General features: G+C 51.4%; 15 protein-coding genes. 9 read left to right on the top strand and 6 right to left on the bottom strand.

The window, feature by feature from the left end:
* Positions 1-327: 327 nt before the first annotated feature.
* From BLR00_RS11185 to BLR00_RS11165, 4 genes are all read left to right on the top strand, one after another.
* A complete protein-coding gene (locus BLR00_RS11185) occupies positions 328-1,131 on the top strand; it encodes a VWA domain-containing protein (protein ID WP_074632605.1) in 804 nt (267 codons plus the stop codon).
* An 88-nt stretch (positions 1,132-1,219) separates the two neighbouring features.
* The gene (locus BLR00_RS16735) at positions 1,220-1,387 is read left to right on the top strand and encodes a hypothetical protein (protein ID WP_176759975.1); all 168 of its coding nucleotides are present in this window, start codon (positions 1,220-1,222) and stop codon (positions 1,385-1,387) included.
* Between the two features lie 2 nt (positions 1,388-1,389).
* Positions 1,390-1,740: a hypothetical protein gene (locus BLR00_RS16730; RefSeq protein ID WP_176759974.1), complete on the top strand. Its 351-nt coding sequence runs from the start codon at positions 1,390-1,392 to the stop codon at positions 1,738-1,740.
* A 366-nt stretch (positions 1,741-2,106) separates the two neighbouring features.
* On the top strand, positions 2,107-2,577 hold the full coding sequence (locus tag BLR00_RS11165) for a hypothetical protein (RefSeq protein ID WP_143007651.1): 471 nt from the start codon (positions 2,107-2,109) through the stop codon (positions 2,575-2,577).
* A 27-nt stretch (positions 2,578-2,604) separates the two neighbouring features.
* Here BLR00_RS11165 and BLR00_RS11160 read toward each other — a convergent pair whose 3' ends face one another.
* From BLR00_RS11160 to BLR00_RS11145, 4 genes are all read right to left on the bottom strand, one after another.
* Positions 2,605-2,892, bottom strand: a complete 288-nt coding sequence (locus BLR00_RS11160; protein WP_074632594.1) for a hypothetical protein — start codon at positions 2,890-2,892, stop codon at positions 2,605-2,607.
* 151 nt (positions 2,893-3,043) lie between these two features.
* A complete protein-coding gene (locus tag BLR00_RS11155; RefSeq protein ID WP_256324123.1) occupies positions 3,044-4,123 on the bottom strand; it encodes an alpha/beta fold hydrolase in 1,080 nt (359 codons plus the stop codon).
* A 102-nt stretch (positions 4,124-4,225) separates the two neighbouring features.
* Positions 4,226-5,419, bottom strand: coding sequence for a tetratricopeptide repeat-containing protein (locus BLR00_RS11150; RefSeq protein ID WP_074632590.1), 1,194 nt, complete (start codon positions 5,417-5,419; stop codon positions 4,226-4,228).
* A gap of 267 nt (positions 5,420-5,686) precedes the next feature.
* A complete protein-coding gene (locus BLR00_RS11145; RefSeq protein WP_074632588.1) occupies positions 5,687-6,133 on the bottom strand; it encodes a VOC family protein in 447 nt (148 codons plus the stop codon).
* Between the two features lie 166 nt (positions 6,134-6,299).
* On the opposite strand from BLR00_RS11145, the gene BLR00_RS11140 reads away from it, so the two are divergent.
* The 5 genes from BLR00_RS11140 (at position 6,300) to BLR00_RS11120 (ending at position 10,912) form a co-directional block, all read left to right on the top strand.
* Positions 6,300-6,536: an anthrone oxygenase family protein gene (locus tag BLR00_RS11140; RefSeq protein WP_074632585.1), complete on the top strand. Its 237-nt coding sequence runs from the start codon at positions 6,300-6,302 to the stop codon at positions 6,534-6,536.
* A 100-nt stretch (positions 6,537-6,636) separates the two neighbouring features.
* Positions 6,637-8,025 (top strand): serine hydrolase, encoded by a 1,389-nt coding sequence (locus BLR00_RS11135; RefSeq protein ID WP_218124329.1) that lies wholly within the window; start codon positions 6,637-6,639, stop codon positions 8,023-8,025.
* 308 nt (positions 8,026-8,333) lie between these two features.
* Positions 8,334-8,681, top strand: a complete 348-nt coding sequence (locus BLR00_RS11130) for a bleomycin resistance protein (protein WP_074634273.1) — start codon at positions 8,334-8,336, stop codon at positions 8,679-8,681.
* A 70-nt stretch (positions 8,682-8,751) separates the two neighbouring features.
* Positions 8,752-9,204: an SRPBCC family protein gene (locus BLR00_RS11125; protein ID WP_074632582.1), complete on the top strand. Its 453-nt coding sequence runs from the start codon at positions 8,752-8,754 to the stop codon at positions 9,202-9,204.
* Between the two features lie 145 nt (positions 9,205-9,349).
* Entirely contained in the window at positions 9,350-10,912 is a 1,563-nt protein-coding gene (locus BLR00_RS11120) for a flavin monoamine oxidase family protein (protein ID WP_176759973.1), read from the top strand.
* A 35-nt stretch (positions 10,913-10,947) separates the two neighbouring features.
* On the opposite strand, the gene BLR00_RS11115 is transcribed toward BLR00_RS11120, so the two are convergent.
* Both BLR00_RS11115 and BLR00_RS11110 read right to left on the bottom strand, forming a co-directional pair.
* Positions 10,948-13,119, bottom strand: a complete 2,172-nt coding sequence (locus BLR00_RS11115; protein ID WP_074632577.1) for a hypothetical protein — start codon at positions 13,117-13,119, stop codon at positions 10,948-10,950.
* Between the two features lie 338 nt (positions 13,120-13,457).
* Positions 13,458-13,751, bottom strand: a complete 294-nt coding sequence (locus tag BLR00_RS11110) for a hypothetical protein (RefSeq protein WP_218124328.1) — start codon at positions 13,749-13,751, stop codon at positions 13,458-13,460.
* Between the last annotated feature and the right edge of the window lie 215 nt (positions 13,752-13,966).

The following is a 13,966-nucleotide window of genomic DNA, read 5'->3' as shown; positions in this document are numbered from 1 at the left end:
GCCGGTGTTAGAGGAAAGAACCCGCTGCCCGGCTTATTCATGATAAACCCCAAATTGCCTGTCGGAAGATGTATTCATAATAGTACAGCCGGATGGAATTTGTACTTGGGGATGGATCCGCTCGCTTGGAAAATATGTCAGATTTACTTACAGTTCAGCGCGTAGCTTTGCAGCCATTTTTCTGAATAAAAACTATAAGTCATGGGACTAAGGAGAATTCTCTAAAGATGGCACGGATATTGCTTAAACATTTTTGAAGCTCAACAGTTATCTGTTCAGATTCGCTATCAAAAATTAAAATATTTCTACATTCAAGAGGACAGTACCATGAAAATAATTAATAAACTATTTGTCATACTCACGCTAAGCTTTTCTCTCGCGATGGGATCTTCTGGTGCCTGGGCAGTGCCCATTACCCAGCTTGGGTTCATATTGGATGCGTCGGGGAGTATCTCAACGAGCAATTACAATTTAATGCGTAGCGGATTAAGTTCTGCATTGGCTGGCCTCCCCGTGGATGGCAGTGTGGAGATCAGTATAGTCAACTATGGTAGTTCCGTTGCTACCGTTGTTTCCCCAACCATTCTCACTGCACTCAGTTTGGGAACTATCCAAGCTGCCATTACCAGCCATAGCAAGCTCGGTGGCGGCACAGATACTGCGGCAGCCATCACCAGTATGACCACGTTGCTGACCGGTTCCTCGGTGTTTAGTGCGGCAGATACCAAGTCTCTTATCAATCTGCTAACCGATGGCGCTCCTAATTCTCAAAATGATGCAGAGGCAGCCTCACTAGCGGCGGCGGCAGCGGGTATCGATGCGCTTTCCATCGAAGCCATCGGCAGCGGGGTTTCGAGTCAATCTGCATTGAACAACATGCTTGCGATGGCTTTTCCTACTCCGGCTACCATCTTGGCTGTAAACCAGGCGAGCAACATCCCTAATCCGATTGGTGGCAGCTGGGTAGTGCCTGTCAGCGATTTTAACAGCCTCGCTCCAGTATTGGCTGCGAAGGTTATTGCTTCTGTTACTCCACCGACGAATCAGGTCCCGGAGCCATCTGTATTGGCTTTGGTTGCTATCGGTCTCTTGGCGGGGATGAGTCGCCGGAAAAAAAGCAAGGTATGCTAATTTTCTAGCGTATCACACCGCGTTAAGCCATAGACTCGACATATAATCAAAGATCAATTTTTATGGCGAGTCTATGTGGTTTTTCTGCATGGATAAACAAGATACAAGAAAAGCTGAAGGAGGCTACTGGCGATTACGTGATCATGCTTTCAGAATAACCCTGAGCATGCGTGAAGTATCCGCCGGATGTCAATCGTCCGTTGAAGCAATTGATATGGGTATCGCACCCATATCAATTATTGAAGAGAGTAATTGACAATGAAATATTGCTTCAGGTGGTTTAGTCTGATGTGTTTCATGATGGTGGGAATGAGCGCGCTAGCCGATCCAGTTGCGACTTCCAAACCATGCACTGTCAAGGACAGGACCGAAGCTCTGGTAATCCTGGTTTGTGCTCCCAATCTTGATCAGGAGACTTGGCAAAACGCTGCGCGAGCGGTTTGCGGTTCAGCTTTGATGTGTAATGCCTGGATCTGGGAAGATCCCGCCAAAGCGCCTGTGAAGGCGCCTGCCACCGATTCTGACATACCGAAGGATCAAGCAGCCGCGGCGGTGGCTATATGGGTTCACGATTCAAAAAGTTTGATTTCATTGCGGCGTGTCCAGTGACATGGAATTTCTTAAAGTGAACAGCAAGTGCCCACTCTGACAATGGATTGAATATTGCTACTACAGCCGGGAATAACGATCTGATATCTGGAGCGAATTATGGTTCATTGTCATATAGCCTTACTGACGCCGGCAAACTTTGTTCCATAACGCTGAATGATGCAGGTATTAGCGCACTGAACGCTGTGCGTGGCGGTGAGTTCGGAATTGGCGGCGCGGTAGCGTCTATTCCGGAACCGAGACCTATGCCATGCGGTTGGTTGATTTGGGCCTGGTTGGCTGGGCAGCGCACCGCCGTTGAAAGGCTGGTAAGCGATTGACATAGCTGCGTTCCAAGCAATATTTCTTACCGGGAGCGCTTTTATCATGAAAATGACTACCCATTTCACTGGAGTCGTCGTCATGAGTTGCGCGCTGCTATTGCCGGGCTGCGCCGCCCAGATACTGCCTGCCAATCCGGCTGCGACCGCCATAGCAGTGCCCGTGCACGCCTCTCGGCCACAACCGTTCACCGAATTCAATGAGCGGGTCGCCGAGGCCGTTCGTCGTGGAGAGAGCTGGCCACGCGAGCCGGTGCTCCTGGTGCGGAACTTCGCATCCTGGGGAGCGGAGCGTGTGGGCGCACTCCTGTGGCACGGCCCCGGCGAGCACCCGGGCCGCTATCATTTCGTGGCCATTAATGACAATTTGCTGGACGATTCGGTACGTGGCCATCGTCTTGAGGTGATCGTGGAGCGCCAGCCCGATAACTCGTGGCGTATCGTCGATGCACGAATGAGCTGGCGCTGCTGGCGAAAGAATGAGAGCGACGCTTTTGGTATCGACAGGTGTCCGTAGTTGATGTGAACGTGAATGTCTGGGCAATTAATCCGGGGGAGCTGGGGGAGTAGAAACAGGCGAGGCAACTGGCGCGATACCCACGCTGGGCCCGATTTCCTTTGCCCAGAACACCCTGGATTCAGGCCACCCGACGAGTGGTTCTTCATGCGCGTAAGGGACAAGCCACTCATAGCACCAGAAAATGGGGTAGCTGCTTTTACGCTCGATAGTGCCTGCCGTGCTTCTGATATAAAGCACGTATTCCGTCATTTCCTTCTTTATGCTTTTTGAGAATCGCCTGTTATTCATGGTTTGCGCAGTGAGGATAGGCATAAAATCCAGGGTCGTATGAAATCCTGAATTGTACGGAGGGTTTATTGCAGGACCTTTACCCTTTGAATACATGTATTTGACAGGCGCGCTCTTGGCCGCTTCTAGCTGCTTTTCTTTACGGGAAAGCAGGGCGCCATTTTTCGAATTTTCTCTAATGTTTATTTGGCTTTGATAGGGGCAGCACTTCTTCAATCAATACCTGGTTGAATTTCGCCGGTTCTTCAAAGGGCGGGTTATGCGCCGATTGCTCGAACCAGACAAGGCGCTTGTACGGCGCCTTGATCGTCCCGAAATATTGTTCGGCCAGGATGGCCGGAACATGCCGGTCATGCCGTCCAAGCAGAAAAAATACGGGCACGTCGAAGGATTGGTAGCGCTCGCTCAGATTGAGGCGTGAGATTTCATCCTCAAGCGCTATTAGGGAAAAGCGGTTGCCCTGTCCGAATTTGACGAGGTCGATCAGGTTGGCCTCATCGGTGTTGAGGGCCGCCCAAATAAGCTTTCCTGTGGAAAGGTCAGCGTGGAACATGCCGCCGAATCGCTCGACCCATTTACCGATGGTCAACTTCTCATCTACTGAATCATAGGGGGGTGGGCCGATGGCCTTCAATTCCGAGACCGCACTGGCGTTGTTTCGCTTCGTTGCCTCCGAAAAAGCGAACTCGTAGGAGAGCTGGCGAGTCTGCGGTACATCGGCAATCTGCGCAACGCCCACATAAGCCGACACTTTCTCCGGGTATCGGGCAGCGTAGATCGCACCCAGTACCGTGCCCCAGGAGTGACCCAGCAGTATGACCTTGTCCTTGTCAAAACGCCGCCTCACCCATTCCACGACTTCGTCGAGGTCGTGCACAAACTGCGCAATGGTCATGGATGCCGGCGGGATATCGGAATGGAACGAGCGTCCGGCTCCACGCTGCTCCCAGTACACAACCAGGAAATGTTGTTCGAGGGCGGAATTGTAGTGGCGAAAGAGCGCCGATTCGCTGGTGCCGGGTCCTCCATGCAGGATGATCAGCGCCGGACTGGATTGGGATACGGCGCGTAGCCAGATGCTTTGGAATATGCCGCCGATGGGCACGGTTTCCATGCTCGCGATGCTGCCGGGCAGGGTGCGGCCCGCCGCATCCTTGAATGGCACGGTATGTACGCAACCGGTGATCATCAGCAGTAGCCATGCCAGAGCAGCTGCACGGCTGATAAAAAAGTGCATCAGTTTTGTATTTGACAACCTTGAATCAAGCGGATGGATGCCACGAGTGTAAAACGGGGGCAACGGCGATTGTGATGGTTTCTCAGGAACGCCAGTAACCGAAGTTGTTACCGCCTGGAGTTATCGCGGGGTGGCCCGGAAGCTTGCCAGCCGTACGCCCAGTTTCTCGGCTGCGCTGGTCTGGTCCGTTGCACGGTAGAGTTTTGCAAGGTTGTCCAGGCTCCTTTCCACGTTGGGATGGTCAGGGCCGAGGGTGCTCTCGAAAATTCCCAGCGCGCGCTGGTAGAACGGCTCGGCCTGTGCGTACCGGCCCTGGGTGTGGTAGATGAACGCCAGGTTGTTCAGGCTTGTCGCCATGTCAAGACGGTGGGGACCGGGGGCCTTTTCTAAAATTGCCAGCGAACGCTCATAGAACGGCTCGGCTTGGGCATACTGGCCTTGGATACGATAGAGTTCCGCAAGGCTGCTCAAGTCCCTCGCTACATCGGGATGGTCAGGGCCGAGTGTTTTCTCCCGTATCGTCAGCGCGCGCCGGTAGAGCGGCTCGGCTTGCGCATATTTGCCCTGGGTGTGATAGATCACCGCAAGGTTGTTCATGCTTGTTCCCACATTGGGGTGCCCAGGGCCGAGTGTTTTCTCATAGATTCCCAAGGCGCGTTCGTAGAGCGGCCCGGCTTGCGCATATTGGCCCTGGGTGTGATAGATCAGCGCCAGATTGTTCAGGCCCGTTGCCATGGTGGGGTGATCGGGGCCGAGTGCTTTCTCCCGGATCGCCAATGAACGTTCGTAGAGGGGTTGGGCCGAGGCATACTGTCCTTGTATGCAATAGAGCTCCGCAAGGTTATTCAGCGTCTGGGCCACATCGGGATGGTCAGGGCGGAGGGTTTTCTCCCGGATCGCCAGGGCGCGCTTGTAAAGTGGCTCGGCCTCCGCGTAACGGCCCTGGGCGCGGTAGAGTTCCGCATGGCCATTCAGGCTTGTCGCCACGAGGAAATGGTTGGGGCCAAAGTATTTTTCCCGGATTACCAGTGCGCGCTTGTAGAGCGGCTCGGCTTGAGCGTAGTGACTATGGTCGCGGTAAAGTTCCGCAAGGTTGTTCAGGCTGGTTGCTGTATTGGGATGGTCGGGCCCCACTGCTTTTTCCGCCAGGGCAAGCGACTTCTTGATCGCCGCAACCGCGCGGTCATACTGACCCTTCCCGTAAAGCGATATTGCCTCCTCGCTGATCATCTGCCATTTCGACTCCTGCGCATGAGCAGGCCCCGTCATGCCCAACAAGAGGGGGAGGAGGAAGGCGAGCGGGAATGTTTTCATGGATTCCTTACGAGCAGGCCGCAGGTGAACGAGGACAGAAAGCAAGCCAAATCAAACCAGACAACGTCAAACCGATTAAGCACGTATTCATTGCAATCGCCGATTTTCTTACGACCTGAACCTGGCGCGCGCGTAGTATCGCACAAGAGTCAGGTTTTTGATACGCTGGGCATGCAATAAAAAAGCGGGCCTCACACCTCCCCGTGGGCCACTTTGAAAACCCACCTCAAATCACGCGGCACCTTACGGAACCTGTGCCTTGGCTCCTTACGGCTCGATTCCTTTCTTACGCAGCTCCGCTTTTGCCTCTTCACTCTTGTCCAGATCCAGGCCCATGAATTTCAGCACGGCAGGTGTCTTCGTGAATTGCAGATCGCGGTACTCGACGACTTGAATGCGGTTGCCCCATGGGTCCAGAAAGTCCAGGGTATTGCCTTCGAGAATCTTCGCGCCCGCTGCTTCGGCGAGTTCCCGCACGTGGGAACGATCATCGACGACGAGGCCGAAATGCCTGTCGTCGTCCGCACCCTGTGATCGCCCTTCAGTCAGCGCGATGAACTGATCGCCCATGTCGATGAAGGCGGCGCCCCGGCCACGGCCCCGCAATTCGAACGTGAAGATGCGGGCATAGAAGGCCAGCGCTTCGTCTATATTCCCGACCTCAAGCGCGATGTGATTGACACCGACCAGGTGCGGTTTCGTTTTCTCGTCCATGCTGTTTCCTCCGAATGATTAACCGGTTGATTGTCGAGAGTCTGCTGCCTGCATCAGGCTGCAAGGGTTGGCTTGTCCGGTAATTATCGATAGTATAGCCTGAAGGGGGCGTACTGAATGACGGTCAGGCATTCCTGTTTATACGCCGGCGATCCGGGGCACGTCCATGACACTTGATGAACTGCTATTTCCGTTGACGTTCCTGGCAGTGCTGGGTTGCGGGCTGATGGCGGGACTTTTCTTTGTCTTTTCGAATTCCGTGATGAAGGTGCTCGCCCGGCTCCATCCGGAAAGCGGTATTGCCGCCATGCAATCCATCAACATCGTGATCATCAATCCGTTGTTCCTGACTGTTTTTCTCGGTATCCCGTTGTATAAACTCAATAGTTTAGCTGGAATTTGAATATTGGAAAGAGATTATGGAGTGATGGAATGCGGCTTGCGCCCACGTTTCGCGAGGTTGCAGATCGAGTCCAACAAATGGAGCTTTTATGGAAGCGAAAATGAGGTGCTTGATTGCAGGAGGCGTGTTTTTAATGGCGGTCACTGCGTCAGTGCAATCTTCATCCGACTTTCGTTTTCCGGCAGATTCAGAAATTCGCCGCATTATTTCGGAGCGGATCGAGAACCGTAAACAACGCGTTGGCATCGTTGTCGGATTGGTGGGGCCGGAAGGACGCCGTATCGTCGCTCGCGGCCATTCCGGTAAAGACAGCCCTCGTTTCGTGGATGCGAATACGGTTTTTGAAATCGGCTCCGTCACCAAAATTTTCACAGCCATGCTGCTCGCCGACATGACTCAGCGCAGTGAGGCCGAGCTTGCCGATCCCATTGCGAAACATCTTCCTGAAGAGATGGTGGTACCGCAACGCGGCGGAAAGGAGATCACATTAGCGGATCTGGCAACACATACGTCAGGCTTGCCGCGAATACCCGATAATTTTTCCCCCGCGGCGGACCCGGTTAATATCTATGCTGATTATTCCATCGAGCAGCTTTATCAGTTCCTTTCGAACCATCAGCTGACGCGCGATATCGGCGCGCAATGGGCATATTCCAATCTGGGATATGCGCTCCTCGCGCAAGCGCTCACATGGCGCGCCGGAGCAGATTACGAAACTCTCGTTCGAAATCGCATATTCACGCCCCTGGGCATGAAGAGCACCGCTATCATTCTTTCGCCTGAGATGAAGGCGAGGCTTGCCGCCGGCCACAACCTGGCATCGGAAGCTGTTCCAAACTGGGATCTGACGACATTTGCCGGCGCGGGAGGCTTGCGCTCAACGGCGAACGACTTGCTGACTTTCCTGGAGATGGCACTTGGCATAAAGCAGACACCACTTGCTCCCGCGCTTGATGCGACACTTGCAGTACGGCGGCCTACCGGAATGCACAGCGAATGGGGACTTGGCTGGGGGATCATGAAAAGCGGCGAGGATGAAATGATCTGGCACAATGGCGTCACCGGCGGATATACCTCGTTTATCGGCTTCCTGATGAAGGAGAAAGTGGGTGTCGTAGTTCTTTCAAACACATCCGCCGCTGGCGTCGAAAACGTTGGATATCATCTGCTCAATCCAGAAATACCTCTCTCTCCCCCGCCCAAGCAGCATATCGCAATGGCCATCGATCCATGTTTATACGATGGCTATGTAGGCCGCTATCATTGGCAAGAGGACTTCATCTTGACTGTAACGCGGGAGGGTGATCATCTCTTCGTGCAAGCAACCGGCTACGAAAAAGTCGAGTTTTTTCCGGAGGGAGAGCGGGACTTCTTTAGTAAGGGAGTGGACGCTCAAATTACCTTCGAAGTCGATGATGGGGGCCGCGCTGAAAGTCTTGTCCTGCATCTAGATGGTCAGCGTATGCCAGCATCGCGAATCAGCGAATAGCGGACGAACTTAGGAACTGTCTCGATACATTCATTTGTTAACCAGTAGGGGAGTACACCAACTGTGCGGGAATGTGTGTACAAGTCGGAGCGGATAAGTGCAGGTTCATTTGCAGTTATCTCTGGTTTGCGGGGTAGATAGATGCAGTTATTCTCGGTCGAAAAAGTCGTCGAATACTGATCGGGGCAGCTTGAAATGCAGGTTATTACAGGTAGGAAATGTAGAATGAACGTGAATAAAACGCTTAATCTTCTCTCTGGTTGGAGAGCCAGGCTTGGATGCTGTTATTTCACACGACAGATGTAATTATGACTCATCTTATCCAATCCACGGTTCCGGTTCTTGCATCGCTTGACATAGACGAGACGATCGCCTTTTATACGAAACGCCTGGGTTTTATTGAAGCGCTGAGAATGGACGAGTACGCCATCGTAAGCCGTGACGGTGCCGAGATTCATTTCTGGCTTTGCTCCGACAGGCACATAGCGGAGAATACGAGTTGTTATGTCCGCGTCGCCGATACGGACAGGCTATTTCAGGATTTCAGCGCCAGGGGATTGGCGTTACGGCCGCCGGTCGTTCGACCTTGGGGCATGAAGGAATTATATGTCATTGATACCCACGGTAACTTGCTGAAGTTCGGGGAGCGGGCATGATGCCAGTAATTTGATTTTGCCTGCTACGTGAGCTTGTTGCGAGCTGCTTTCTCTACCTACCTGAGAACCCATGCCCAAAGTCTACAATTCAATCATCGTTCCCGCTCCGATAGAACGGGTGTGGTCGCGGATATGCGACTTTCATGAATTTTCCTGGGCGCCATCCGTGATTGTTTCGTGCGAGAAGGTGGGGAAAAGCGATGGCTATACCGTGGGTGCGAAGCGCCTGTTGAACGGACTGTTTCTGGATACATTGATCGCCTACAGCGCCATCGAGAAGCGGATGATGTATTCCATGGATGAAGGGCCGTCTCCCATTTCATCGCAGGAGATTCATGAGTACATCGGCAATCTGCATCTGCTGCCGTTGACGGCGGACAACACGACGTTTGTGGAATGGTCCGGCTCGTGGGAGTCGGGAACCCAGTCGGGAATCCCTGAGGCAGTGGAATATATGAACACGGTATACCGCTCCCTGCTCCGCGATCTTGCTGCGGAATTTGGCGCCGAATTTGGCACATGAGTTTTGTGGTAATGGCTGTGCGGGATGCCGTGCATGCCGATCTGCCCACTCACCGGATTATCACGGCTACCATTTGCGCCGGCAAATTGATGCGGGGTACAGCGGGCCTCAGCTGACTGATTGACCAGACGATCCAGGAATCAAAGTGATAACGCAAAATTTTCCAAACCCTCCCTCCAGGCCGGGGCGAAGCCCATTATTCCGGTTGGTTTCAAAAGCCCTGAATAGTTCTGATCGGGGCTATAAGTTGCAGGCCAATGCGGATTACTCGGGATCGCGAAGAAATTTCCTCCGCTCAGCTGCCGCATTGACCGCCGCCTACGCAACACCGATACTGGCCAGCGTAAAAAAAGAAAGCCCGCGCATCGCCATCGTAGGAGCGGGTATTGCCGGGCTTAACGCAGCGTATGTATTGCGCCAGGCTGGATATCAGGCCACTGTATATGAAGCGTCGCAACGGATTGGCGGACGAATACGCACCTCTCACGGCGATATCGCTCCAGGCTTGATAACGGAGCTGGGGGGTGAATTTATCGACTCAACGCATCTTGACATGCTCGCTCTGGCTAAAGCGTTCGGACTCCCTTTGCTCGATACCGAAATGGAAAATGAACGTAACCTGAAGACAATGTTCTTTTTCAATAAACGCTGCTATAGCGAAGAGCAGGTAATCGCCGAATTCAGACCGCTTGCAATAAAAATTGCCAGTGATGCGGCGCGCTTGTCCTCGAATATTACCGCCAGGGCGCATAGCAGCATCGACGCGGAGTTTGATGCCATTTCGTTGTCAGAATATCTTCATCGAATCGGCGCCAGCGGCTGGATTCTCGATTTGATCAATGTCGCCTATGTAACCGAGTATGGCCTGGATGCGAGCGAGCTTTCTTGTATCAATCTTTTGTCCATGATTGATGTAACCGTGAAAGACGGATTCAAGATTTTTGGTGAAAGTGACCAGCGCTTCAAAATTCAAGGCGGCAATAATCGCATCACACATGAGCTCGCGCAACGCATCGGGCAAGACATTCAATTTGGGCATCGGTTAGTTTCAGTACGGCCGAATGGCAAGGGGTTTCGTCTCACCTTCACTACCCAGGGCAAAACGATTTCTGCTGATCCGGATTGGGTAGTCCTGACGCTGCCTTTTACGTTGTTGCGAGACGTTGAGATGGGGGACATGCTACCGCCCATAAAGCGAAGTGCGGTTCGTACTCTCGGTTATGGAACCAATGCAAAACTTGTGATAGGCATCGACAAGCGAATTTGGCGGGAGCAGGGGTATAGCGGCGAATGCTATTCCGACGAAGCATTTCAGACGGGTTGGGATGCGAGTCGATTGCAGGCAGGATCTATCGGCGCATACACTTGCTATCTTGGCGGCAAACCCGGCATAGAGATAGGTGCCGGCACCACCGAGGAACGCACTCAAGAATTATCCCGCGCTCTCGATCAGGTATTTCCTGGATTCGCTGGAAATCTTTCAAACACCAGCCTTCGCATTCACTGGCCTTCAGAGCCTTTTTCGCTGGGTGCATACTCCTGCTTTCGGCCGGGCCAATGGACTCAATTTAACGGCGAAATTGGACACCGGATTGGCAATCTGTTATTTGCGGGCGAGCATTGCAGTACAGAATTTCAGGGCTATATGAACGGTGCTGCTGAAACCGGCCGTGCTGCCGCTGAGGCAATTATCGATACACTTCGGTAAACTCCAATTTTAAAAGAGCACTACTTGGAATCTAGTTATTTCTTGAATCTTAGCCCTATCAGCGACAACACCAGTACCAGAGCAAAGAAAAAGAATCCGAACACATGCTGAATGCCTGTATCGTGTATACCCAGCATGGTAAGTATGGTTTGAGTACCTTGTGTTGCTGAAATAAACGCCACCAGGCTCGCAATAAACCCGCCCACAATCCCGCGACGTAACAGCCAGGTTTCTTCAATCTGTTTTTGAAGTTCCACTAATTGTGATTGAACTATCTTGTGTTTCTGAGTGGAACCGCGTTTCTTTTTACCCTGCTTGAATAATATAGTTTCGGTTGGATAATTAAAAATTATCGGTAAATACCAGCTATGCAAATATTCGGCGGCGGCGTTATATGCCGTCTCCAGTTTGCCCAGACTAAGGACTGGCCGAATAGAAGACTCCTTTTTTTGCATTGATCGTATTGCTTCCTCCGCCATCAGTACCAATTCTTCATTATGGATGAGAACCGCGTGAGGAATAATCAGATAGGGGCTGATACCAATCGTTTTCCTGCAGGTTTCAAAGGCACGATCATCCTGTGCTATGGATAAAAGCGTGCATCGATTGAATTTTATAAATACGCTGCCATCTTCGAACGATGGTTCAAATGTATCCACGATTTCTTCAAAATCTGTTTCGCCAAAATCAAAAATTCCGATGGTTATTCCCGACAATGCCTGAAGGATTTTTGCTGGAAGGCCATTTTCGGCCATTACAGCGCGAGTTGCCTCATGAGGATTATTCCCGGAACCTTGCTCATTTTTGACGCTTTCTTCAGTTTTTGACCGCGCCCTGATAGCATTCCATAACAATGTTTTTGTCTCTTCATTTTTTAGCAGAAGCTGAATCGTTCCACTTTTAAGTTCGAGCTTTTCATGTTGGGATGAGGGGCCTCCACAATTAGGGGAATTAGCCACCAACTTGCTAATCAATCCAATTATCGAAAGTTCCTCGTTGCCGTGGATAAACCTTATCTCATTAGCAAGCTTCTTTTTTTCAGAAGCAGCATCTTTTTCGGAGAGTTCCACGTATGGACCCGTGTTTTCGGATCGCCCATCGTAGAGACTGATAAGTTTGATGATTTCGAATTCGTTGAGCGGAGAATGTTGAGCTGATAGTGTCAAATGCCATATTCTTATCTTGCTATGCTTAAACTCAGTCATGCTAAGCATGCCATCGACGATTTTTTCTCTTTGATCGCAAATAAGCGCTTCAGCTCGCCCTTCAGAGGTATATTGGAATGATGGCGGAAATATTATCTTAACGGGATTCCCTTCTCCGAGTATATGTCTACTGATCAGCGGCGGGTTCACCTGAAACTGGTAATTCAATAAATCCAATTCCATTGATCCGAAGACCCTGTCAGGCTCCGAATCACTACATTTTGCCTTTCTCTCGACAAAATGGAGACAAACCGATGCGGCTTTTAAAATGGATTCGCCTTTTAAAGTCAGCACCGGTATTTCTCTTGCTGCTAATTTCTTCAGCTTAACTTCCTTGGGCAAATCCTGTGTTATTTTGATGATATCGGCATTTGGCTCGGGCTCACCGGCGCTAATGGCTTCATTGAATTCAAGCAAAAATGGTGCAATATATTCTTTATCAATAAATTCCAGATCTGGCTTTTTCGGAAAACACAGCAGCAAAGAATGATAGCCCTGTTTTTCTTTCAACTCCGGCAGGCAGGGGATGTCAATTTTCCTGGCACCCAATCCCGTAAAACGAGCGATTTGTTCCTCGGCTTTTCTTCTTTCATCTATATCGGGATATTTTTCCGGATCTCTTGTTTCAGCAAAGAGGAGTATTTCCAACGAATCAGCCACATATTTGATTAAACGTGTGTCGATGCTCTTTCCTTGATGAGAGGGCTTCACGGCAAGATGAGTCCACAATCCCCAGCCACTCTTCCGGTAGTGCTTAAATACAAATCCGCCTATTACACGTGTTTCCTGATTCGGTTCTTGATTGAGGGCAATTGCGATATTGATCTGGGTAACCGAGGGTGAAAATTCTGAAAATGATTGCCGCCACTGTTCTGAATTCTCGCGCTCAATGGAATCTGGAAAAACAGATTCATAGATTTGAATAAACTCATCCAGGTAGGAGCGGGCAATATCGCGATGGATGGAGCATAAGTCGATAATTTCTATTTTTTCCTGGTTCATGATGTGAGCTGTTGAATCAATGGGAGTGATCTTGCAAAAGATACTCTTCTTGCGTATTTTGGGGTGAAGGTGGCCGCACGGTTATGCTTTAATGCAACCGTTGCCGCAGGGGACGGTGTTATGTAGCTGGATGGTAATGTCTACGGTCACGACGGGGTCCGCAACCTGCCTAGCCTGCATCTCGCGTCCTCATGGATTATCCGGGGCATATTTTTAACGGCCGGAAACCGGGGACATCCATTAGCCGGTTTCCGGGTCAAGGGTGAAATCCGCCCGTTTTCTTATTATTGGCTACGGCCGAGTCAAAGCGTCGAGAACCCGGCCGTTCATTGTGAGCATCAGTCCTTTTTGATGTCTCGGGCTTTGCCCCGAGCGTCTTGTTTTATTTCCCGTTTTTCCTGGCGGCACTCCGGTCCGCTACCACCCGCGTCCCGACAATCCGCCTTGGCGTCTCGTCCCTCTTCTCGGCCAGTTTGTTTCGTTTCACGCGCATCCTGCCGATCATCCCGGCGATCATCCCGCCGTTCCATGCCGCCGGTTTGGGAGTAACCGGGCGCTGGAGCGACCAGCAGTCCCGCTGCGGCAAAAACGATAATTGTGAGACCCACTCGGAGTGTGCTCTTCTGGTTCATGGTGATTGCTCCTAAGAAAAAGATTTCAACAAAGTTCGCCTGTTTAGGCTAGGGGAACCGGGAAGGCTACGGTTCCGCTAGATGGATGCCATTTTTCACCAAAGTCATACCATGTTGCCATTGCGCCTGTCCTCACTTTACCCAATATTCCTTTATACATCAATCAACGTATCAACAATCGCCAAACGGGCATTTTCGCGACAAGGATCACTGTA

Source organism: Nitrosospira multiformis (assembly GCF_900103165.1).
In the GTDB taxonomy this organism is placed as follows: Bacteria; Pseudomonadota; Gammaproteobacteria; order Burkholderiales; family Nitrosomonadaceae; genus Nitrosospira; species Nitrosospira multiformis_D.
This window is presented reverse-complemented; position numbering and strand designations above follow the sequence as displayed.